Genomic DNA, 21,582 nt, shown 5'->3' on the forward strand with positions numbered 1-21,582 from the left:
TTGACAGCAGCCGTACTTTGCCCGGGCCAGACCTCTTCGATGACCATCTCGCCGGCGGGGTGGTCCGGTAGTTGTTCCACTGGTGATCGCGCCTGGCCATGACGTTGCAGAGCTCAGAGTTCAGTCGCCCGCACCATTAGCCGTCACTTTCCCAACATTGGGAAGCACATTAGCATTCGCGCTCTGACCGGCGGATATCGTGGACGGCAGGTCGGCGGAAGGAACTGAAACCGGTGGCGCGCTTCCGGGTTGTGACCAAACACCAGATATCTGGTTGGCGCTTTCTGCTGCGTCGGATCGAGCATGCGCTGGTCCACCGGGATGCTTCGATGATCGATGATCCGCAGCGCGGCCGGTCGACGGCGCTGTCCATCGGTATCGCTATGGCCTGTGTGATCATCGCCGGCGCGGCGGTGTTGGCGTTCTTCAAACCCGCCAAGAAGGTGGGGGATTCGAACATCGTGGCGGAGAAGGACACCGGTGCGCTGTTCGTGCGTCTCAATAATCGGCTGTACCCGGCGCTGAATCTGACGTCGGCGCGTCTCATCGTCGGTTCCCCGGACAAGCCGGTGCAGGTCTCCCAGGACGAACTGTCGAAATATCCGCGTGGGCCGTGGGTCGGTATTCCGGGCGCGCCGGGCAGCATTGTCGACAGCAATTCGAAGGAATCGTCGTGGACGGTGTGCGACACCGCGAAGATCGGCGCGGCCGCGCCGGTGAACCCGGCAACCGGATTGCCGACGATCAGTCGTTCCGCCGTGCGCACCACCGCGATCGGCGGTCCGCTCACGGTCGATGGAGACGCCAATCGCCGATTGGCCGACGGTGAGGCACGATTGCTGCGTGACGACTCTACGACGTGGTTGGTCTATGGCGACAGCGAAAAAGGTGTCGTTCGTGCGGCGATCGACCTGTCGAATACCGCGGTCGCGTTGGCATTGGGCATCGATTCCACGGCTCCGGTGATTGCCGCCTCCAAAGGGCTGATCAATGCGATTCCGGAGGTGCCGCCGCTGCGGGTGCCTGACATACCCGGATCCCGGAATGTCGTTACCCTGAACGGCGGATTCACCACGCCGATCGGGTCGGTGCTCACCGTGACCGCCCCGGAGCAGGGGGCCGCGTACTATCTCGTCTCGGAGACGGGGGTCGTCCGGGTGAGTTCGGTGCTGGCCGCGATGATCCGCAACGCCGACCCACAGGGTGCGGTATCCACCCGAGCTGTCGGCCCAAATGTGATCGCGGCCAATCTACGGCCCGGCTCTTGGCCGGGCACGGCGACCTATCCGACCCGGCCGATCCGGCTGGTCGATCCCGAACGTTCCGGAGTGACCTGCTACCACTGGTCACGCGGCGGAAACGACCCGAACGCCGCGACCGAGCTCCTGGTCGGCAGGCAGTTGCCGCTGACGCAGGAGGAGCAGGGGCTTGCCGTCGACCTGGTGACCGCGTCGTCGTCGCGTGGCACCACAGCCGACGCGGCTTTCATGCCGAGAAACACCGGTCGTTTCGTGCAGGTGACCGGCCCCGAACCGGGGTCGCCGCTGCGGGAATCGCTGTACTGGGTCTCCGACAGCGGTGTGCGCTACGGCCTCGTCACCAACCAGAACGGCGGCGCCAACGACCCGACGTTGACCTCCCTCGCGCTGCGAACGCCGGTTCCGGCGCCGTGGAGCATCATCTCGCTGTTCGCGGTCGGCCCCGTACTGTCCCAGAAGGATGCCCGCCTTCAGCACGACGGCATCCCGACCAACAAGACCGTCGCCGGACTGGGCGGTGGGTCATGACGACTACACGCCGATTCGTGCGGCCCGCTCGGATGGTGCGCGGTCCCAAAGCCCCCGCCGTGACAGAACTACGGTTGCAGCCGCCTACCGAGCTGCCCAGGCCGGTCCCGCCGTCGCGGTTGCGGATGATCATGCCCGTGGTCATGGTGGCGGCCATGGCCGGCATGATGGTCATGATGTTCCGCGGCGGCGGGACCATGTCGCCGATGAGCATGATGTTCCCGATCATGATGCTCGTGTCTATGGGCGGCATGATGGGCGGCGCGCTGGGCGGCAACAGCGGCGGAGCGGCGGGCCTCAACGAAGAACGAAAAGACTACCTGCGCAGCATCACAGACAATCGCAAGACGGTGCACGGCGCGGAAGCCGAGCTGTACACCTTCCTGCGCTACACGCATCCCGGCCCGGACGAGATCGCTCGGCTGATCGGCGGCAAGCGGATGTGGGAGGTGCAGGTCGCCAGTCCGCAGTTTCTGCGCGTGCGGGTCGGCCGAGGGCGCATCGCCAACCAGGTGCGCGTGATCGTGCCGGAGGCCGCACCGACTTCGGATCTCGATCCGGTCGGCGTCGTCGAGCTGACGCGGTTCGCGAAGGCGTACTCCACGGTGGGCGGGATGCCCGTCGCGATCAATCTGCTGTCGGCGCCGCAGGTCGGCATCGACGGCGACGCGCAACTGGTATCCGGGCTGATCCGCGCGATGATCGCCGAGATCGCGGTGCTGCACGGGCCGGACCAGGTGGCGGTCGCCGCGGTACTGTCCGACCCGGACGCTCCGGAATGGTCCTGGCTGAAATGGCTGCCGCATACTCAGCATCCGAACGACACCGACGCGATCGGGTCGAGCCGGATGGTCTACCGCACGGTCGCCGAGTTGCGGACGAAAGTGCTCGCCGGGCTCAATCGCGGCCCGTTCTCCGCCAATTCGCAGCCCACGTTGGATCGCACGCACTATCTGCTGATCGTCGACGTCGGGGGTCCGGCGAGTGACCGCGATATCTCGGGCATCGACGGCTGCACCTGGCTGCGGCTCGGTGCCACGGAACAGAATCTGCCGCGGGCGCTGCGGTTCACCGTGACAGAGGATCGGTCGCTGAACGAGGTGAGCACGCGCGGGCTGCGCCGGGTCGGCGTCGCCGACACGCTGTCGGTCTCCGCGATGACGGCGATGGCGCGTAACCTCTCGCCCTACCGGCTGTCCACGGTTGTCGAGGCGGTGGCCGCCGAGCAAGCCAGTGGGGGTACCTCGTGGGAGGAAATGGTCGGCGTCGCAGATCCCGGTGCCATCCGCATCGAGCAGGCCTGGATCCCGCGCCGCGACGAGGACCGGGCACGGTTGAACATTCCTTTCGCCCATGATCCGGCCGGCGGCGTCGTCTACCTCGACATCAAGGAATCCGCCGAAGAGGGCATGGGCCCGCACGGCATGTGCATCGGCGCCACCGGATCGGGTAAGTCGGAATTCCTGCGGACCCTGGTGCTTTCCGCGGTCGCGACGCATTCGCCCGACACACTGAATCTATTGCTCGTCGACTTCAAGGGTGGTGCCACCTTCCTCGGTTTCGACCGGCTGTCCCACGTGACGGCCGTCGTGACGAACATGGAGGAAGAAGCCGATCTGGTTACCCGTATGGAAGACGTGATCAACGGCGAAATGGCGCGGCGGCAACGGATTCTGCGCGATGCGGGCAACTTCGCCAGCGTCGCCGACTACGAGCGGGCCCGGGAACAGGGTGCGAACCTGCGACCGCTGCCGACCCTGCTGATCATTCTCGACGAGTTCGCCGAACTGCTCGAGCAGTACCCGAACTTCTCGAAATTGTTCGTAGCCATCGGCCGACTCGGCCGATCACTGCGGATCCACCTGTTGCTCGCGTCGCAGAAGGTGCCCGCCAACCGGATGGGCGAGCTGGAAGCGCACCTGTCATATCGAATTGCGTTGCGCACCAACCAGACCAGCGACTCGCGCGATGCGATCGGCACCGCTGACGCCTACCACCTGCCGAAGAAACCGGGCTCGGGTTACCTGCGGGTCGGCTCGGGCGACCTGCAGCGGTTCCAGGCCGCCTATGTGGGTGAACGGTATACGCCACCCGCGCAGGTGTCGGCGGCCTCGGCGCAACGCGCGCGGCGGCCCGGTGGCGGGTACCGGCCGCCACAGCGGTTCACCACAGGCAATATCGTCGACACACGGCCTGTGGTGGTCGAGCCGGTCACGGTCGAGGACGCGCACGAGACGGTCGACGGAGAGTCGATCACAGTGATGGAATCGGTGTTGCAGCAGCTAGCCCGTCATGGCCAGCCGGCTCATCGTATGTGGCTGCCTCCCTTGGTCACGCCTCCTACGCTGGACCGGATGGTTCCCTCCGTGCCGCAGGGGACGTTGCAGATGCCGTTGGCGCTGGTCGACAAGCCCCGTCAGCAGCGCCAGGACGTATGGTCTGTCGATATGTCCGGCGCCGGCGGGCACATGGCCATCGTCGGCGGCACGCAGTCCGGCAAATCGACCGCGCTGCAAACTCTTATATTGTCCGCAGCGATGACCCACACTCCGGAACAGGTCCAGTTCTACTGCCTGGACTTCTCCGGCGGAGGGTTGTCGGCGTTGGCGAACCTGCCGCACGTGGGATCGGTCGCCGCAGCCCGCGACGGCGACCGTATTCGGCGCACCATCGCATTGATCACGAACTTGCTCGAGAGCCGCCAGTCGATGTTCACCGAGTTCGGTATCGACACCACTCGGAAGTTTCGTACTCTGCGTAACACAGGCCAGGCGACATGGCTGGACCGCGATCCCTATGGCGACGTCTTCCTGGTCATCGATGGCTGGGATATCGGTTTCGGCACAAATGGTCCGTATTACGACGAGTACACCCCGGTGATGGAATCGATCGCCCTCCAAGGGCTGAACTTCGGCATCCACTTGGTGCTCACCAGTTCACGTTGGATCGCGATCCGGCCCGCGATCAAGGACCTCGTGCAAACCCGCGTCGAGATGCGCCTGGGGGATCTGGCCGATACGTCGTTCACCCCGCATCGCGCTGTGGTCGCGGCCATTCCCGCCAACCGACCTGGTCGTTGTATCTCGACCGATGGTTTGCACATGCTTACGTCCTTGCCTCGCGTCGATGGCGTTGGTGATGCCGATTCCGCCGCGGACGGTCTCACAGCCGCGATCGCCGAAGTCAACCAACGCTATCCCGGCCGGCGAGCGCCGCAGGTGAAACTGCTGCCACCGCAGATCGGCCTCGACGAGGTTCGAAGAGGTTTACCTGCGCCGCAGACGTTGGCCCAGCGACTCGTCGTGCCATTCGGTGTCCGAGAATCCGATCTCAACCCCGCCGTGATCGACTTCGGAGTGTCGACACATTTCATCGTGCTCGGCTCGTCGGGATCAGGGAAGTCCACCACGTTGGCCGCACTGGTGGACTCCATTCGGCGCCAGTACGACGCCTCGCAAGCGCGCATCCTGCTGATCGACTACCGCCGCAGGCATCTGGAGACCGTGCCGGGAGACATGCTCATCGGGCATGTGACGAACGAACGGGACGTGCGCGACGCTCTGCCGCCGCTGGTCGAGAAGATGCAGTCCAGACGCCCACCCGACAATGTGACCACCCGTCAGCTCGCGGAGCGTTCCTGGTGGAGCGGCCCTGAGGTCTTCGTGGTGATCGATGACTATCACATGGTCGCGCAGCGTGGCTCGATGAACCCACTGGAACCGCTGAAGGAAATCCTCGTCGACGGCCGCGATACCGGCCTGCACGTGATCGTGGCGCGCAACATCGCACAGGCCGACACCGCGCTCTACGACAACGTGATCGGCCAGATGAAGAACCTGAACTCCTCAGGTCTGGTCATGGATGGCTCGAAGCTCGACGGTGTGCTGATAGGCGACGTGCGGCCGACCAAACAGCCTCCGGGGCGGGGCATCTTCGTGGAGCCGATGACTTCCCGCAGAGATCTCGTACAAGTGGCCTGGGTGCCTCAGCAGCTTTGAATCTCTGTGACAACTCCCATTGTTGGGAATGAATTACCGTTTTCATTAGGTACCGCTCGATCCGAGATGGTAGTCAAGCTGATTGGAGTCGCGCTATGGTGCTCCTCGCCGCCGTCGATCCGGCCCATCTGCAATCCACCAGCGCGCAGATGTGCGTCAATCAGGCCACGCTGTCATCTGTAGTGGTAGTGGCCACCTCGGCTCCGGCGATGACCCCGCCCCCGGCGTCCTTCGACGAGGTGAGCTGCAAAGAGGCTGCGCGCTTCGCGGAGTACGCCAGCGGACTCGAGGGGCTCGACGGCTTCTTGGGAACTACGGCGGATGGCCTCGTCGAATTGCTCAACGGCGCCGAGGTGCTGGTGCCGGTCAGCGCGGAATATGAGGCTAACGACAGCGCCGACGGAAATGTAGTCAGGGCCTGGGAACCGAAATAGGTCGAAAGCATCAGTAGTCATTGAGAGGAGGCTGTCGTGCCCTTCTTTTTTCCGTATCCGCCGGAATGCGACTCGGCGATGCTGACTGCTGGTGTGAAGCTGAGTCTTTTCGGGCTGGGCTCCGGTCCGATGCCTGCCACTGCCGCCATATACGAAGACTTGCTGGCGGCAGCGGCAAGTGCCGACGGCCATATCGCAATCGGGTCGCTCGGCAAGGGGACTGCCTTCGGGGCTTCGCTGAACAACAACGCGACTACCGCAACTCCCGCGCGCAAAGGGTCCGTCGCGTGGTGCGATCGCGCCGAAGACGGGACGATGTCGCCGGGACGACGAGAAATCCAAAAGCCGGCGGCTGTATTCATCCCCGGAGAACCTCAGGAGGTGCCGGTTCTGGAGAAACCCCCGGTAATCGGTGTGATCGAGTACGTCGATGAGCCTGAACCGCGCCTCGACGATTCCGACGCACAACTTGCAAACATCCTCGGTGAAACCGACCGAGGCAAAATCAACGTCTCATAGTGAGAGGGAAACAAATGGGTACTCCCAGCTACACCGGCGATCCCGCAGAAATCCAAGCGGCCGCCAAGAAATTCTTCACGTTCGCTGATACCTTCAAGAACCATATGGGGATACTGGAGGGCATCAAGATGGAGTATGCCCCTGCGGTTCAGGGGCAGACCGGCACTGCGATCCAAACTGCGATGCAGGGAGCTCTCGACAAAGGGAACAAGCTGCACCAGACCTTCATGCAAATCGTCGACGTTCTGAATTCTTCGGGCGCGCATTTTGACGCCCAGGATCAAGAGGGTGCGGCGAACGTCAACAAATACAATATGAATTTCTGATTCAATAGTTCACGATTTGAACTTTATCTGAAAGGCTGTCTCGAAATGGCTTTGGTAAATAAATACAATGAGGTCGAAGGTCTGGTTGTTCGTACCGACAAGGTGCTCAGTGATATGACTGTCGACGCCGGAGAGCGGACGACGCTGGTCAATCTGGTTGCCGAGAATTTCCAAGGCGCCGCGGGTACCGACAACTACGATCTGCAGCAGCGCGTTGGGAGGCTGATCGACCAGTACAACGAGCAGCTGACGGCCCTGAAGAGCGCAACCAAGACAGTATCTGGAATCGACGGTATGTTCCGCGCGGTCGACGTGGGCCAGGGCATGAGGTTCCAACAAATCGGAACCGGCGGAGCGATGTAAGGGATCTAGATACTCCGTGGTTCGACTCGCAATTCCGGACTCGGCCAAGTGTGCGGTGTGACATGGAAGCCGATCCGGTTGCGGTCAATGTGAACGTGGACGCCGTGTTGGTGCTGCAGTCCATGGTCGGCATCGATTCCTACTTTCCGGTGTTGGCGGTGATGCCGAATATCTACAACGAGGCCGACCAGGCTCGGGTACATGCTGTCGTCCTCGACGAACTCGTTCGCGCGGGCATCGTCGAGGACGACCGCGTACATCTTGCTATCGCGCATTGACCGGAATGCCCGTGCTGGTTCGACCACCTCTCCCACGTGACGGCCGTCGGCAGGCGCTGTGCTCCGATCGGCTCGATGCGGGAGTCCCACCGCTCGCGCGGTCAGCCGCGGATTTCGGCGGCTGACATTCCCATGGTTGGGAATGCTTTAACGTTTTGATGTACTGCTCGCCAAGAGTGGGTACCAGTCGTTAGGAGGCATCCATGAACCTCGCTGTTGTTCCGGAGCATCTCACGGTTATCGCTTCCCAACTCGGCGTCAGCGCGGAAGACCTGATGCTGATGCTCGGCGCGGCCACTGCTGCCGCTGTCCCGCTTTCGCCGGGGGAAGATGACGTGAGCAAACTCATTCCGGCCGCGTGCGCCAAGCAAGCCGGGTTGTTCTTCCCCAAGACGGCAAACGGGGTCGCGCTGGGAAGCGATGGTGCGGTCGAGCTACCAAAGGTGGGTGTCGCCTTCGCTGAGGGCGACACCGGTGGTAGCGCCCAGGTACTCAACTGCGCATCAGCATTCGGCGAGTAGGCGCGGGCAGCCCGAGCGAAAGCTGATGAGATGCTTGCTGTCGTATTCGGCGCGTTGGCGCCGGAAGCAATTATCTACCCGTTGATTCTCGGCGACGGGACCGCAACCACGCGGTTGACCGCAAAATCTTATGCGCTAATGGCCAAGCAATTGAATGCCGCCGCGGCCAACACCGACAGGTCGATGGTCGAGATGGGGGGGACGTTCCGAGCGCTTACGTCCGACCAAGCGCAGGTGGCGTTCCATAAACATGCGGCATGGTTGCGTGAGCAGGCCACGGTGGCTGATGTGACCGCCGAGCTGCTGGATCGAGCGGCTGACATCTGCTCCTTGGCGAAGACTGCCATGGCGGTGGTGGCCGCCAGGGTTGCCCGGGTCCGGCTCCAGCAAGCTGCGGCCCTCGGCGCCGCGGCCCTCCCCGGCATGGGCACGTTGGCCGCAGCGGCGCTCACGGAGGCCGAGGCCGAGTTGGCCGAGCTCAGAGGCGAGGCCCTCTTGGTAATGGCCGAATACGCTGGGGCACTGATGCCCACACTGGCCGCCCTTCCGCCGCCGGTTGAGGCGCCGCCCGTTGCGTCCGGCGCAAATCCGGGCACGGATTACGCGTCCTATGACAGCCCGACAGGTAACGGGCCGATCGACCATACCAGTACCGGTCCTACCCAAACTTCTACATCCTCCACCTCCTCCTCGACTGGCGATCGGTCGACTGGATCCGACCAGGGCCCCGGGAGCGGCGATAAGACCCCTACTGATCCGACGCAGCCGACCGATCCGACACAGCCCACGGATCCGACGAACCCCACCACCACTCCGGAGCAATTGGCGCAGGAGGTGGATCCGAGTGCGTGGTCCGCTGATTCGGGAACGAACGGCATAGGCGACGGAGCCACGGACCAGTCCTGGTTCTACGGCACCTCGCAGAACTCGCCGACGCTGGCCGCATTGAATGGTGGAGCCGGGAGTCTCGTCGCGCTGAATATGGCCCGCGGCGGCCTCGGAGCGATGCCGGGCGCGTCGACCGGATTCCGGATGCCCGCCAACTGGAATCCGGGAGCGGGACGGGCATTCGGCGCCTTGCCGCAAGAGACGGCGTCCGGGCCGATGGCGCGAAAGGGCCCGCCACGCGGTGCCGTGGCGCCCAAGGCGCGCATGCGACGACGCCGCGACGACGAGAAGCCGTCGAAGGTATTCGTACCGGGCGAACCTCAGGATGTTCCGATACTCGAGCAACCCCCCGTCATCGGGGTCATCGAGTACGAGGACCGTGGCGGCCAGGACGAGCCGGTGCTCGAACCGGCGCTGGCGGTCGGCGTTATCGAGCGGGTCGACGACGAAGCGGTGCTCGCCTCGGCGGAACGTCCCCGGTGAAGCACGCCGAGGCCAAATACCCAGTTGAGAGAAAGGACCACAATGCGTTCGGTGAAAGTGTGGAAGACGATCCAGTCGTAGTCGACCTGAATGTCGATGCCGCCCTGCTGTTACAACATCTGGTCGGCATCGACTCCTACCCCCAGGTGTTGGCCCTGCTGCCGAATATCTACCGGATCGAGGATCGAGATCGGGTGCATGCCGTAGTCACCGCGCAGCTCACCGAGGTGGGCGTGCTCGAGGATGGTCGCGTGCACCCGGTAGTCGAGCGCTGGCTTCAGTGTCTGTACCGGCCGGATGTGGAGATGGCTGTCCGGATCCTGGATACCGGCTTGGATGGCGAGCCGAAAGGGATGCTGCGGATGTCGCTGGTGCGCACGGGCGAGACCCATGTGCTCGCGGTGCGCTCCGACGACCATGTCGTCATCCAGTCGGTGTTCCAGCAGGATCGCCAGCTCGACACCTTGTCGGGCGCCGTCACGGCCGCGCTCGGTCCGGCGCCGGTGTTGCAGTTCCAGCCGATCGCCGCGACGGCCGAGCAATTCGACGAGGTCCCCGACGACCAGGACGAACGGCGGCGTGCCCTGGCGGAACTCGGTGCGGAACCGCATACCGCCGCAGTGCTGAGCCGGGTGCTGGCTGAGGTGGTCCGGCGGGCGGAGGTGGTGGTGATCGAGCACCACGACGGCAGCTCAGCGCAGCCCCAATTCTCCGTGAGCGTGTTGGATACCCTGTCGGGGCGGGTCATCGTGACTCCGAGCGTCGCGATGGATGGACGGATGTGGGCCAGATATGCGCCCGGCGATGATGCGGCCTTGCGGTCGGGCATCGGGGCGCTGATCGACCTGCTGCCCGGCCGAAGTTGGTTCGACACCAGCCGACTGAACTGAACGTCGGACCGTGGTTGTGGAGAGGACGGCGGAAATGAATCGAGCACCGAGCAGAAACGGTCATTCGGCCGACGCCGCGCGGGCTCGCGGCGGCTACGACGCGTTCTTCGCACAGACCGGCGAGCTGACGGACGCATCCGTTGCGCCGGGGCCCGCCCCCGAAGGCCGCCAGGATGCCGACACGTTCACTCACGTCGATCCCGTGGTCGGAGCGCCGCGTGAGCCGCAGTCGCCTCCCGTGCCAGAATCCGGCCACCGTCCGAAGCCGGGCGTCGTGGGGCCACCGCCGGCCGGCGCCAGTGCACCTCCGCGAGTGAACGCGCAGTCGAGGGACTATTCCGACGCTCGGCCGAACGCGGCACCGATCCAATCGGCTCCCGCCCAGCACACGGCCCAGCAACCTACGGCTCAGCAGCAACCGGCCCAGCAGTACCAGACAGCACAGCAGGTCGAGCAGTCCGCCGAGCAGCCATCGCAGGCCGTCGCGCACACGGACTCGGCGTCGGCGAATCAGGACTGGCAGTCCGGATCGGCAACGCCGTGGGTCCCCGACCGCGTCGATCGCTCGGCTTACGATCAGACGCCGCGGATCGAAGTGTTGCCCGCCGCGCTCAGCTCGATCGAGCTGCTCGCCGACATCTCAGCCGCGCGGCGTGCCCAGCTGCGGTCCAACTCGGGCGTGCGCGGCGCGTTGAACAAGGTCGGTTTCAACCTGGGGCTCTCCCCGGCCGAGCAGCGCGCCGAGGACCGCCGCAACCGCATTCGGCGCCAGCTCACCTCCACCTATCAGATCGCGGTGGTGAGCGTGAAGGGCGGTGTCGGCCGCACTACCACCGCGGCAACGCTCGGTTCGACCTTCGCCAGCCTGCGTCCGGACCGAGTGGTCGCGATCGACGCGAACCCGGACTTCGGCGATCTCGCCACCCGCACCAGCAGGCACCCGTACGGGCTGACCCTGCGCGACTTGGCGCGGTCGCAGAACCTGGACGCGTTCTCCGCGGTGCAGTCGTTCACCTCGATCAATTCGGCTGACCTCGCTGTGATCGCCTCGCCGTGGAGCACCGAGGCCACCGAGGCGCTGTCCGGCCGCGAGTACGCCACCGCGGTCGAGGTGCTGCGCCGCCACTACAACCTGCTGATGGTCGACTGCGGGACCGGAGTGCTCGATTCCGCGACCGCGACCGTTCTGCAGACCAGCGACGCCGTCGTCGTTGTCACCCCGGCTACCGTCGGTGGCGTGACCGGCGCGGTGGCCACACTCAACTGGCTCAGTGCGCACGGTCTGCAGCACCTGATCGCGAAGTCGATCGTCGCGATCGTGCACCACCAGCCGGTCAAGCCGACGGTCGACGTCGACGCCATCGAGAAGCTGTTCGCGACCGCCCAGCGCCCGACAACCGTGCTGCCTTACGACGCCCACCTGGCCGAAGGAGGAGAGATCGACCTGCGGTTGCTCGAGAAAGAGTCGCTGCTCGCGTTCGAGGAACTGGCCGCCTGGCTGGCAGACGGGTTCCCCGGGTACCTGACCAGCGGCGCCGACAAGTCCGGTGACCGCGGAGGGTGGCGATGAGCACTGCCGTAGCACCCGCGCCCACCGGGACGCAGCCATCGGCGGAGGTCGCACGGGCCCGGATCGCCGTGATGATCGCCACCTACCAGGTCGACATGGTGGTGCCGACCAAGTTCACCATCGAGACATTCATCGACGATCTGCTGGTCGTGCTCGCCTCGGCGATCGATGACGAAAGCGTCGACTTCACCCCGCCGCAAGGGCAGTGGAGTCTGGCCCGCCCCGGCGAGCCGCCGATCCCGCGCTGGCGCAGTCTCGGCGACCACGATGTCACCGACGGCACGGTGTTGATGTTGTCGGTGGTCGAATCGGCGGAGGTGTTCACGCCGGTAGTCGAGGACATCACCGACGCGCTGGCCCTGATCAACGAGCGCGAGTTCGCCGAGTTCGACGCGAACACCGCTGCGGTGGTCGGCCTCGCCGTGTTGGGCGTGGGGGCCACGATGGTGGCCGCGATGCTGTCGTGGTCGTGGACCCGGACCGGTTCGGTCGTGTGGTGTGGACTGCCCGCCCTGCTGCTCGGCCTGCTCTGCTGGGCAGCAGCCGCGGCGGCCCGGCGCCGCGGCGCCGCGGCCAGAATCTGCCTCGGCTTGTCGTTGTCCGCGACTCCGCTGCTGTTCGCCGGTGGCGCGATGCTGGTGCCGCCCGCCTACGATCAGCCGGGTCCGTTCGCCGCCGCCAATCTGGCGGCGGGAGCGGTGGTGGCCGCAGTCGCCGCCGCCACCATGATGCGGCTGAGCGGGCTGGGGATCGCGACGCTGATGGCGGTGACGGTGCTCGGCGTGGCAGTGACCGCCGCGGCCCTGCCGCTGACGTATCTCGATCTGTCGGTGGGGCAGGTGGCGGCCGCCGTGGTGTTCGTCGCGATCGTGCTGCTGACCGCCGCGCCGCGTCTTGCCGTGGTTATCGCGCGGATCCGCCCGCCGGATCTGCCCGACCCCGGCAACGAGGTCGCACCGACCACACTGACCGACATCTTCGACGCCGAGACCGTGCGCGAGGACCATGAGCACACCGAGGACAGCGAGCGGCAGCGGCGCAGTAACGAGGTCGGTATCGAGGGCCGGGCACGGCTGGCGGTGACCAGCCTGCGCGGACTGATCGCCGCGATCTCGGCATTGCTTTCGATCTCCGCTGGCATCACGGCCGCGGTCAGTCCCGGGGGTATCCGAGAGATCGTCATGTCCGCGGCCATCGCGGGCCTCCTTGCGATGCGGTCGCGCTGGCATCCGGACCGTGTCCAGGCGATCGCGCTGATCACCGGTGCCGCGGTCACAGTGAGTGGCGTCGGTTTCGTCTTGGTCGGGGCATACCAGACCCCAGCAGCGGATCTGATTGTCGGAGTGGTGGTCACTCTCGCGGCGTGTGCCGCATGCGTCGCAGCGATCCGGTTGCCTGGCAAGCGTCTGTCGCCGGTGACCCGCCGTGTCATCGATCTGGTGGAGTATGCGCTCATCCTGGTGGTTCCGGTGATCGCCTTCTGGATAATGGGCGTCTACACCGCGATGCGAGGAATCTGATGAAGGTCGGCAGCGTTGCCGTCGCGGTCTTCGCCGGGGTACTGCTTGCCATCCCCGCCGCGCCCGCTGGTGCGCTGGAACCGCCGGAAGTGGTGGTCGGTTCACCGCCGCAGGACGATCCGCCGGGACCGGAACTTCCGACCAAGCAGGACAAGGGCTGCCTGGCCGCGGGGGTGCTGCCCGAGAGCGATCTAACCCGAACTCCGCCGCCGGAACTGGCGCTGGACCTGCGGCGCGCCCGCGCGTTGAGCCGGGGCGCCGGCGTCACCGTCGCGGTCATCGACACAGGCGTGCAGCCCAGCCCGCGGCTACCCAACCTCATCGGCGGCGGCGACTACGTCGCAGCCGGCGGCGACGGACTGTCCGACTGCGATGCGCACGGCACGCTGGTGGCCGGAATCATCGGCGCGGCATCCGACCCTACTGACGGATTCGCCGGCGTCGCCCCCGACGCGCGCATCATGTCGCTGCGCACCCGCTCCGGCGCGTTCAGCCCCGAACGGCCGAACTCTGATCCCACCCAGCAGATTGCCGTCGATATCCGCACGATGGCGCGGGCGATCACCCGCGCTGCGAACCAGGGAGCGGGCGTGATCACGGTCTCGCTGCCGATCTGTGTGCCCGCGGACGCACGGGTGGACCAGTCCATGTTGTCGGCGGCCATCGGACACGCCGTGCACATCCGTGGTGCGCTCATCGTCGCGGGTGCGGGCAACACCGCGGGCAGCGCGAACTGCTCGCAGAACCCCGACATCGACCCGACCCGGCCCGCCGACGCGCGGAATTGGCGTGATGTGAAGACTATTTCGACGCCGGGTTGGTTCGGTGCCGATGTGCTCACGGTCGGATTCACCAGCGCGACCGGCGCACCGATGCCGGATTCGCTGACGGGACCGTGGGTTTCGGTGGCCGCGCCGGGGACCGGCATCGAATCGCTCGGGCCCGGCGGAGGCGGTCTGATCAACGCTGTCGGGTCACCGGACAAACTGGTGCCGGTCGGCGGCGCGTCCTTCGCCGCGGCCTACGTCAGCGGAGTCGCTGCGCTGTTGCGGTCGCGTTTTCCGAACGAGACCCCCGGCGAGATCGCCTCCCGGCTGCAGGCCAGCGCGCACGCTCCGGCCCGCGGCATCGACAACGCGGTCGGTGCGGGCATGATCGACCCGCTGGCCGCACTGAGCTACCGCACACCGCCGCAGCAGCCCGCCGGGCTGTTCCGATCCTCGGAGCTGACCATGCCGGCCCCGCCGCGTGCGAAGGATCCGCGGCCCGCGGTCACGGCGACCACCGTCATCGTCGTGGCCGTGCTGCTCGGTCTCGGCGGGAGCCGTGTGAATGCACTGGTGCGGAGGCGGCGGTGAGCCTTCCGAGTATTCGGGTCGCCGGCGTCGAACGTGTTCCTTTCGCCGCGATCGTGGTCGTCGGCAGCCCGCTGCTGGTCGGCCTGTCGGCCAAGACCCCGTGGTGGGTGAGCGCGGTGGTCGTTACGTTCCTGGTCACGACCGTGACCGTGCGGGTGAACGGACGCACCAGCGCTCGCTGGCTGCTCGACTGGGCGGAGTTCCGCTTCGGCCGTACCGCCAGGGCGCGCGAACGGGTGGTACTCGCCCGGATCCGCGACGTGGAGGTCGCGGCGGGCGTGTGCGGGATCAACGAAGCGGACACCACACTGGTCGCGATGATCCAGCTCGCCCCCAACCTCGATCTTCCAACGGTCATCGCGGAGCGAACCCTCTACACCGAGGACACCATTCCCGTCGACATACTGCGCCCTATGCTCGACCATTTCGGCATCGCCGTCGATATCGACATCGTGACGACCGGGCAGCGCGTCCGGTCGACCGGCAGCTACAGCATGCTGTACGACCAGCTGATCGGCTCCCACCCGGTGGTCGGCGACCGGCTGACCTGGCTGGTGGTGCGGCTCGACCAAGAACGCAACCTGGCCGCGCTGAGCAAGCGCGGCCCTTGCGCGGTGGTCGCCCCGAAGGCGCTGGCCACCGCCGCGCACCGGATCGCGGGGCGGCTACGGGAACGCGGAATCGCCGCGCACGCGCTCCCTGCGGCGGCCCTGCGGGACGCGACGCGGCTGCTGCACGCGGGGGTCGAGCTGACCGACCTGCGGGAGACCTGGAGCTGCCTGGAATCTTCGGTGCCCGGCCGCTGCGTCACCAGCTTCCTGATCGACTGGACGCGGTTGGACGGCGTCGGCCTGGATGACTGCTGGACCTGGAACCGCGGCCGCACCACGCTCGTGGTGAACCTGACCGACAACACGGCGGGTCCGCGTGCGCTCGTGCGGTTCATCGGCCCGGCCGTGACCACCGCGCCGCCGGATTACCTGCGGCTGCTCGGGGGCGGCCAGTCAATAGCGCTGATGGCCTCGTTGCCTACCGGCACCTCGGTGCGTGTCCTGCGCGGTTCCGAATCCGGCTCCGACATCGCCCCCGATGACCTCGTCGCCGACCTTGCCATCGCCATCGGCCCCAACGGCCAGATCCTGGGCGCGATCAGCGGTCAGCCGCGGCACACCCTGGCACTGCCGCTGTTCGACCCGGCACGGTACAACCCACGCAGACGGACGATCGATGTGCATGCGATGCTGCCGGTCGCCCAGCAGATCGTCCTGCGGGCGATGGTGGTCGGCGCGGATGTGGAGATTCACTCGGCGCGGCCGGACAGCTGGCGGCAGCTTGTCGCCGCGGTCGGCGACCCCCGCTCGCTGCGCATGGCGGGCCACGGCACTGGTGGACCAGGCGGCGAGAGCGATCCGGCCGCGGAGATTCCCGCGACCATTGCCGTCTTCGATCACCTGCCGCCGCGCGCGTCGAGCGCGCACACGACGGTCACCATCAGCGAGCCTGGCGGTCCGCGCAGGCGCTCGGTCGATCTCGCGATCAATCAGGTCAGCGCGACCGCGGTGGACGTGAGCATTCCGATGCGCACTGTCCGGGTCGACCTGATCGAGCCGAGAGGCGAAACACGTTATTTCGATTCCGTCGACGGCCCGCCCGCGATTGGCGCGGGGGCCCCGGGCTCCACGGTTGCGCCGCCGCAACCTGGTGGCCGTCGCGTGAGCTGATGGGAGTGGTCGGTTAATGTCTATCACCGTGGTAGCGGACACCCATTCCGATGGTGGCGATCTCCCTCATCCGGAGGCCGGGGACGCACTAACCCCGAGACAGGCGGCAGCGGCGATATTTTCCAGCCGGCTGTCGGAGCTGATCGCGGAATCCGTCGTCTCGACCGAGGACGGATCGACGCGCTCGCTCACGCTGTACTCGCTGGCGCAGCATTTGGAACTGGCGTATCCGGACGTGCCGGTGTCGCAGTCCGGTTTGTACCGGCTCATCCATGGTGACGCGATCCCGCGGCTGGACCTGGTGATCGCGCTGGCTCGCGTGTTCGATGTGCCACCGGAGTATTTTGTGACCGAGGAAAAGAAGCGCTGACCCTGACCGGACCCGTCAGCTGTTCTCTCCAGCGGGAATAGCGCCGGCCCGGCGTGCGGCCCGGTCCGGATACGATCCGAATCATGCCCGACGAGGACCCGGGAGATGTATTTCTCCGTCATCGAGGTGTGGTCCTGGACGCGTTGCTGTCCGATCCGTCGTTCGGGCAGTCCAGCGTGGCGACGCGCGAGAATCCCGAGCAGCCGGAGTACAGCGCGGCCACATTCGGTATTCCCGACGTCGACGAGGAGCTGGAAGTGTCAGCGCCGCGGCGGCGCAACGCCGACGGTCCGCGGGCGAGCGAGCGAATCCTCGCGCTGCTGAACGGTCAGTCGCCGGACTCCAGTCCCGCAATGGATTACGCGGCCGACTATTCCGCGGTCGCCGCCAAGGCGAACGCGCCAGAGGAGCCGGAACCAGAACCAGAACGCCCCGCGTCCACCCAGGCGGACCGGCTCGCGCAGGCCAAGCAGGTCGGGCGTGACGCCCTCACCCAGCTGCGTAAACCAAAGGTGGCGCTGGCTGTCGGCGCGGTTGTCGCGGTGCTGCTCGTGCTGCTGCTGATCACCACCGGAGGCCAGGAGAAGGACACCGCACAGGATAAGCTCCTGGTCGTCACTCCGCCGCCGACCTCGGCGGCACCCGCGACTTCGGCCGCTCCAGCGGCGGGCTCTTTGATCCAGGTGAAATCCGCGGATTCGAAATGCCCGCCGGGCAGCACGTCGGCGATGGACGCCTTCGGCGGACAGTCGGGCAAGGCGTGGTCGTGCGTACGCGCCTACAAGGTCGACGGCCAGGTCATGACGATCGATCTGGGCAAGACCTATCAGATCGACTCGGTCGGCATCATGCCCGGCTGGGACAACATCGGGTCGGACGGCACCGACCAGTGGGCGAAGTACCGCACGGTCAGCCGGGTTTCGTATCAATTCGACGATGGGAACAAGACCGTTTACACCCAGCCGACGCTCGACCAGCGCACCTTGGTGGTGACCAAGATCGAGCCGCCGGTGAGCGCCTCGAAGATCGTGCTGACCGTGCTCGAATCCAAGGGTGATGCGTCGATCAACACGACTGCGATCTCCTCGGTCGTCGTCACGGGGCGCTGACGTGTCGAGGCCGCCCGAGCTGATCTGCCAGTACTGTGCGCATCGCAATACCGGTGCCGACTCCCGCTGCGGGCACTGTGGGGCGCCGTTACGCGCTGTCGTGCACGCTGTGGAGTCCGTTGTCGAGCAGGCACCCGCCAAGCTCGTCAAGGTCGCCGAGAAGCTCGGTGCCGAGGCGGAAAAGGTTGTGGTTGCAGGCTTTCCGCGGTGGCAGTGGCGCGCGCTCGGTGTGGCCATCCTGGTCCTGATCGTGCTCGGCGTCGTCGTCGCCCGGTCCTGTTCGATCGAGCTGCCCTCGCTTCCCGGCGCCACGTCGGAGGAAGTTGTGCCGGAGCCGTTGCGGTCGGCGGCGTCGTGTCAGCCGATGGATTCTGGTGGGCAGGGCGAGAAATGCGTGATCGCCGCCAATCATCCGATGCTCTTCGGTGGCATCGCGGGCGGCAGGGACCTGACCTTCTATGCCGAGCGCGCGCAGCCGGATCGCTTGGCCGACACAATCTCTCGTTGGCGCGGTGCGGGCGGGACAGTACTTGTCGATGGGCCCGTCTATGCCGCGATCGGGCCGTCGGCAACCGTCTGGTACGCGGACACTCGCGTGGGTCTGCGGTTGGAGACTGGGACGTTCGCCGGTAAGGCTGCCGCCCAGACCTTCCTCTCGCGAGCGGGACTGGTCCGCTGACGGCACATTGCTCACACTCCGTCGGGCCGGAAAAATCCCTGATCCGCAAGCACGCGACCGCTGTCCGGCGAGAGTAATTATTGTTACACTGTTGATTGTGCCGTTATATAGCGGTACGTTATTTTCGAAGTACGAAAACGTACGAGCGCAGTTCTCGGGAAGGCAACGGATCGATGGTGGCAACCACCCAGCAGACGATGACACCACAGCGGTTCCGCAATGATCCGACCGAACTAGAGGCGGTCTACTTCCGGTGGATCCAGCCGGGTTCCTCCACCTCGGCGATCACGGATCGGGCCGAGCGGATTTTCCGGCAGCATCTCGAGCTGGCCGCCACCCGTGCCCCCGGGTCGGCGATCAGCCGGGTCTACCGCCAGGACGACAGCGCAGAGCTGGGCGCTGCGATCCAGATCGTCAACGACGATATGCCGCTGCTGGTCGACTCGGTCACCGCTGCACTGCGTCGGCTCGGCGCGACGGTCACCGAGGTGGTGCACCCGGTGTTCGACGTTTCCCGCGACGCCGATGGCAAGTTGCTGACCATCGCGCCCCGCGACGGCGAAGCTGAACCGACCGGCGAGACCGACGGAAAGACGCTGCGCGAGTCGTGGATCCACGTGCAGCTGGGCACCGGCCTGTCCGACGAGCTGGTGGATCGTATCGAGCGTGCACTGCCGCCGCTGCTGGCCGACCTGCGCCAGGTCGCCGACGACACCCCGACCATGGTCGAGGTGCTGAACACCGTCGCCGACCAGCTCGACCAAGCCGCCAAATGGGCTGACGACGCCGAGATCCCCCAAACCTCCAACTTGCTGCGTTGGTTGTCCGATGGGCACTTCACTCCGCTCGGCTACGGCTACTATCACTTCCGTCGCTCCGCGCCGAGTGCGGACGCGGCTTTCGAGCCGTGGCAGCTGCCGGGCACCGGGCTCGGCGTGCTCAGCAACGGAGCTGTCGCGGATATCAGCGTGCCCGTGGTCGGCGCGAAACGGACGGTCCTTCGCATGGCCAACGGCTCGGTGGACTCGCTGCTGCCGGGTTCACGGGATCTGTACTTCATCAGCGTCGCCGATTATGGCGGCACCGATCCCAGTGGTCGCGCGTCCTGGGGCGACACTGTCGCCATGGTGAAGGGCGAGCACGTCTTCGTGGGCACCTTCACCGTCGCGGGTCTGCACGAGAACATCCTCGACATCCCGGTCATCTCGCGTCGCGTGCTGCAGGTCATCGAGTGGGCCGGTTTCGGGCTCGATTCGTTCTCCGGGCAGGCGATGCTGGAGATGCTGCAGTCGTTCCCGCGGGTCGAGCTGTTCTCCACCGACGCGCGCAGGCTGTTCGAAACCGTGTCCGCGGTCATGAATCTGGGCCTGCGGCGGCAGGTGCGGCTGTTCATCCGGCGCGACGCGCGCAGCGACGCCATCTACTGCCTGGTCTATCTGCCGCGCGACCGCTACTCCACCGAAGTCCGTCTGCGCATGGGCGACATCCTGCGAGCCGAATTCGACGCCGAGCAGATCGCCTATTCGGCGCGGGCCACCGAATCGGAACTGGCCGTCGTCTACTTCACGGTGCACCGCAAGCCCGGTGCGGAAGCTGCCGACATCTCCGACGAGAACCGTGAGCGGATCCAGGAGCTGTTGCTGGCGACGACCTGGACCTGGGGCGACCGCCTGGTGGCCGAGGCCGCGGGCGCGTCCGATGTACCACAGGCGCTGGCCACCGACTATGCGGCCGCGTTCCCGGCGAGCTACCAGCAGGAACACGAGCCCGCGCACGCGCTTTCCGATCTGCGGCGGCTCGAGCGGCTCGACGACGGCGCCATCGACACAAATCTGTACCGGCAAAGCGAATCCTCCTCGGCGGAATGGCGATTCACGCTGTATGTCGCCGGAGAGGGGATCTCGCTGAGCCGGGTACTTCCGGTATTGCAGAGTCTGGGTGTGGAAGTCGTCGACGAGCGGCCATACCAGATCACGCTGCCGGATCGGCCGGATCGCTGGATCTACGACTTCGGATTGCGCGTCGCCGCGGCGCCGCTGCGCGACGCGCTCGACAGTGAGTCCTCCGCACACCTCGAGCACTCGGTGGAACTCGAATCGCTGCCGGAAACCAGTGTGCGACGACGCTTTCCGGAGGCCGTGACCGCGATGTGGTTCGGCCGTGCCGAGGTCGACGGCCTCAACGAGCTGGTGCTGCGCGCCGGATTGCACTGGCGTCAGGTGGTGCTGCTGCGCGCGTATGCGAAATACCTGCAGCAGGCCGGATTCGCCTACACTTTCGGCAACATCACCCGCGTGCTGCTGACCCATCCGGCTACCGCGCGGTCGTGCACCGAGCTGTTCGCCGCGCACTTCGATCCGGACGGTGTCGGCGCGGAGGCGGCCACCAGGGCCGCGGCGCTCGCCGAGCGGGTGCAGACGGAGATCGACGCCGTCGTCAGCCTGGACACCGACCGGATTCTGCGCGCTCTGTTCGGCCTGATCGAGGCGACGCTGCGCACCAACTACTACCGGCGCGACGACGCGGGCAACCCGCTGGACTACCTGTCGGTGAAGCTGAATCCGCATGCGATTGCGGAGTTGCCGAAGCCGAGGCCGCAGTTCGAGATTTTCGTGTACACCCCCAGGGTGGAGGGTGTGCATTTGCGTTTCGGTTCGGTGGCGCGTGGTGGTTTGCGGTGGTCGGATCGGTTGGAGGATTTCCGGACCGAGGTTTTGGGTTTGGTGAAGGCGCAGGCGGTGAAGAACGCGGTGATCGTGCCGGTGGGC

Annotated in this window: 18 protein-coding genes; all 18 read left to right on the forward strand. The window is 66.1% G+C overall.

The window, feature by feature from the left end; translation table 11 throughout:
- Nucleotides 1–233: 233 nt before the first annotated feature.
- Nucleotides 234–1,787: a type VII secretion protein EccB gene (eccB, locus tag AB4Z47_RS26770; protein ID WP_441954778.1), complete on the forward strand. Its 1,554-nt coding sequence runs from the start codon at nucleotides 234–236 to the stop codon at nucleotides 1,785–1,787.
- Nucleotides 1,784–5,785 (forward strand): type VII secretion protein EccCa, encoded by a 4,002-nt coding sequence (gene eccCa, locus AB4Z47_RS26775; RefSeq protein ID WP_441954780.1) that lies wholly within the window; start codon nucleotides 1,784–1,786, stop codon nucleotides 5,783–5,785. Before eccB ends, eccCa begins: the two co-directional genes overlap by 4 nt.
- 95 nt (nucleotides 5,786–5,880) lie before the next feature.
- On the forward strand, nucleotides 5,881–6,219 hold the full coding sequence (locus AB4Z47_RS26780; RefSeq protein WP_441954782.1) for a hypothetical protein: 339 nt from the start codon (nucleotides 5,881–5,883) through the stop codon (nucleotides 6,217–6,219).
- A 36-nt stretch (nucleotides 6,220–6,255) separates the two neighbouring features.
- Nucleotides 6,256–6,738, forward strand: coding sequence for a hypothetical protein (locus AB4Z47_RS26785; protein ID WP_441954784.1), 483 nt, complete (start codon nucleotides 6,256–6,258; stop codon nucleotides 6,736–6,738).
- A gap of 14 nt (nucleotides 6,739–6,752) precedes the next feature.
- The gene (locus AB4Z47_RS26790; RefSeq protein ID WP_441954786.1) at nucleotides 6,753–7,064 is read left to right on the forward strand and encodes a WXG100 family type VII secretion target; all 312 of its coding nucleotides are present in this window, start codon (nucleotides 6,753–6,755) and stop codon (nucleotides 7,062–7,064) included.
- A 45-nt stretch (nucleotides 7,065–7,109) separates the two neighbouring features.
- Nucleotides 7,110–7,427, forward strand: coding sequence for a hypothetical protein (locus AB4Z47_RS26795; protein ID WP_441954788.1), 318 nt, complete (start codon nucleotides 7,110–7,112; stop codon nucleotides 7,425–7,427).
- A 62-nt stretch (nucleotides 7,428–7,489) separates the two neighbouring features.
- Entirely contained in the window at nucleotides 7,490–7,705 is a 216-nt protein-coding gene (locus AB4Z47_RS26800; RefSeq protein ID WP_441954790.1) for an ESX secretion-associated protein EspG, read from the forward strand.
- A 203-nt stretch (nucleotides 7,706–7,908) separates the two neighbouring features.
- Nucleotides 7,909–8,226, forward strand: a complete 318-nt coding sequence (locus tag AB4Z47_RS26805) for a hypothetical protein (protein WP_441954792.1) — start codon at nucleotides 7,909–7,911, stop codon at nucleotides 8,224–8,226.
- 30 nt (nucleotides 8,227–8,256) lie between these two features.
- A complete protein-coding gene (locus tag AB4Z47_RS26810) occupies nucleotides 8,257–9,597 on the forward strand; it encodes a PPE domain-containing protein (RefSeq protein ID WP_441954794.1) in 1,341 nt (446 codons plus the stop codon).
- Nucleotides 9,598–9,656: 59 nt separating this feature from the next.
- On the forward strand, nucleotides 9,657–10,487 hold the full coding sequence (locus AB4Z47_RS26815) for an ESX secretion-associated protein EspG (protein ID WP_441954796.1): 831 nt from the start codon (nucleotides 9,657–9,659) through the stop codon (nucleotides 10,485–10,487).
- A gap of 34 nt (nucleotides 10,488–10,521) precedes the next feature.
- Complete coding sequence (locus AB4Z47_RS26820; RefSeq protein ID WP_441954798.1) at nucleotides 10,522–12,057, forward strand: MinD/ParA family ATP-binding protein; 1,536 nt, start codon at nucleotides 10,522–10,524, stop codon at nucleotides 12,055–12,057.
- Complete coding sequence (gene eccD / locus AB4Z47_RS26825) at nucleotides 12,054–13,577, forward strand: type VII secretion integral membrane protein EccD (RefSeq protein ID WP_441954800.1); 1,524 nt, start codon at nucleotides 12,054–12,056, stop codon at nucleotides 13,575–13,577. Before AB4Z47_RS26820 ends, eccD begins: the two co-directional genes overlap by 4 nt.
- Complete coding sequence (gene mycP, locus AB4Z47_RS26830; protein WP_441954802.1) at nucleotides 13,577–14,935, forward strand: type VII secretion-associated serine protease mycosin; 1,359 nt, start codon at nucleotides 13,577–13,579, stop codon at nucleotides 14,933–14,935. Before eccD ends, mycP begins: the two co-directional genes overlap by 1 nt.
- Complete coding sequence (gene eccE, locus AB4Z47_RS26835) at nucleotides 14,932–16,656, forward strand: type VII secretion protein EccE (RefSeq protein ID WP_441954804.1); 1,725 nt, start codon at nucleotides 14,932–14,934, stop codon at nucleotides 16,654–16,656. Before mycP ends, eccE begins: the two co-directional genes overlap by 4 nt.
- 16 nt (nucleotides 16,657–16,672) lie before the next feature.
- Nucleotides 16,673–17,026, forward strand: a complete 354-nt coding sequence (locus AB4Z47_RS26840) for a helix-turn-helix domain-containing protein (protein ID WP_441954806.1) — start codon at nucleotides 16,673–16,675, stop codon at nucleotides 17,024–17,026.
- Nucleotides 17,027–17,109: 83 nt separating this feature from the next.
- A complete protein-coding gene (locus AB4Z47_RS26845) occupies nucleotides 17,110–18,135 on the forward strand; it encodes a hypothetical protein (protein ID WP_441954807.1) in 1,026 nt (341 codons plus the stop codon).
- 109 nt (nucleotides 18,136–18,244) lie between these two features.
- Nucleotides 18,245–18,814, forward strand: a complete 570-nt coding sequence (locus tag AB4Z47_RS26850; protein WP_441954808.1) for a hypothetical protein — start codon at nucleotides 18,245–18,247, stop codon at nucleotides 18,812–18,814.
- 173 nt (nucleotides 18,815–18,987) lie between these two features.
- Nucleotides 18,988–21,582 (forward strand): NAD-glutamate dehydrogenase domain-containing protein (locus tag AB4Z47_RS26855; RefSeq protein WP_441954809.1); only part of this gene is annotated, 2,595 nt, incomplete at its 3' end.

Source organism: Nocardia sp. 2TAF39, assembly GCF_052114905.1.
GTDB lineage: Bacteria > Actinomycetota > Actinomycetes > Mycobacteriales > Mycobacteriaceae > Nocardia.

Excerpts from the sequence above, each read along its gene's own strand:
- AB4Z47_RS26840 (WP_441954806.1), top strand. The coding sequence starts at position 16,673 with ATGTCTATCACCGTGGTAGCGGACACCCATTCCGATGGTGGCGATCTC.
- AB4Z47_RS26790 (WP_441954786.1), top strand. The coding sequence starts at position 6,753 with ATGGGTACTCCCAGCTACACCGGCGATCCCGCAGAAATCCAAGCGGCC.
- AB4Z47_RS26795 (WP_441954788.1), top strand. The coding sequence starts at position 7,110 with ATGGCTTTGGTAAATAAATACAATGAGGTCGAAGGTCTGGTTGTTCGT.
- AB4Z47_RS26780 (WP_441954782.1), top strand. The coding sequence starts at position 5,881 with ATGGTGCTCCTCGCCGCCGTCGATCCGGCCCATCTGCAATCCACCAGC.
- AB4Z47_RS26810 (WP_441954794.1), top strand. The coding sequence starts at position 8,257 with ATGCTTGCTGTCGTATTCGGCGCGTTGGCGCCGGAAGCAATTATCTAC.
- AB4Z47_RS26845 (WP_441954807.1), top strand. The coding sequence starts at position 17,110 with ATGCCCGACGAGGACCCGGGAGATGTATTTCTCCGTCATCGAGGTGTG.
- AB4Z47_RS26805 (WP_441954792.1), top strand. The coding sequence starts at position 7,909 with ATGAACCTCGCTGTTGTTCCGGAGCATCTCACGGTTATCGCTTCCCAA.
- AB4Z47_RS26800 (WP_441954790.1), top strand. The coding sequence starts at position 7,490 with ATGGAAGCCGATCCGGTTGCGGTCAATGTGAACGTGGACGCCGTGTTG.
- AB4Z47_RS26820 (WP_441954798.1), top strand. The coding sequence starts at position 10,522 with ATGAATCGAGCACCGAGCAGAAACGGTCATTCGGCCGACGCCGCGCGG.
- eccD (WP_441954800.1), top strand. The coding sequence starts at position 12,054 with ATGAGCACTGCCGTAGCACCCGCGCCCACCGGGACGCAGCCATCGGCG.
- mycP (WP_441954802.1), top strand. The coding sequence starts at position 13,577 with ATGAAGGTCGGCAGCGTTGCCGTCGCGGTCTTCGCCGGGGTACTGCTT.
- eccCa (WP_441954780.1), top strand. The coding sequence starts at position 1,784 with ATGACGACTACACGCCGATTCGTGCGGCCCGCTCGGATGGTGCGCGGT.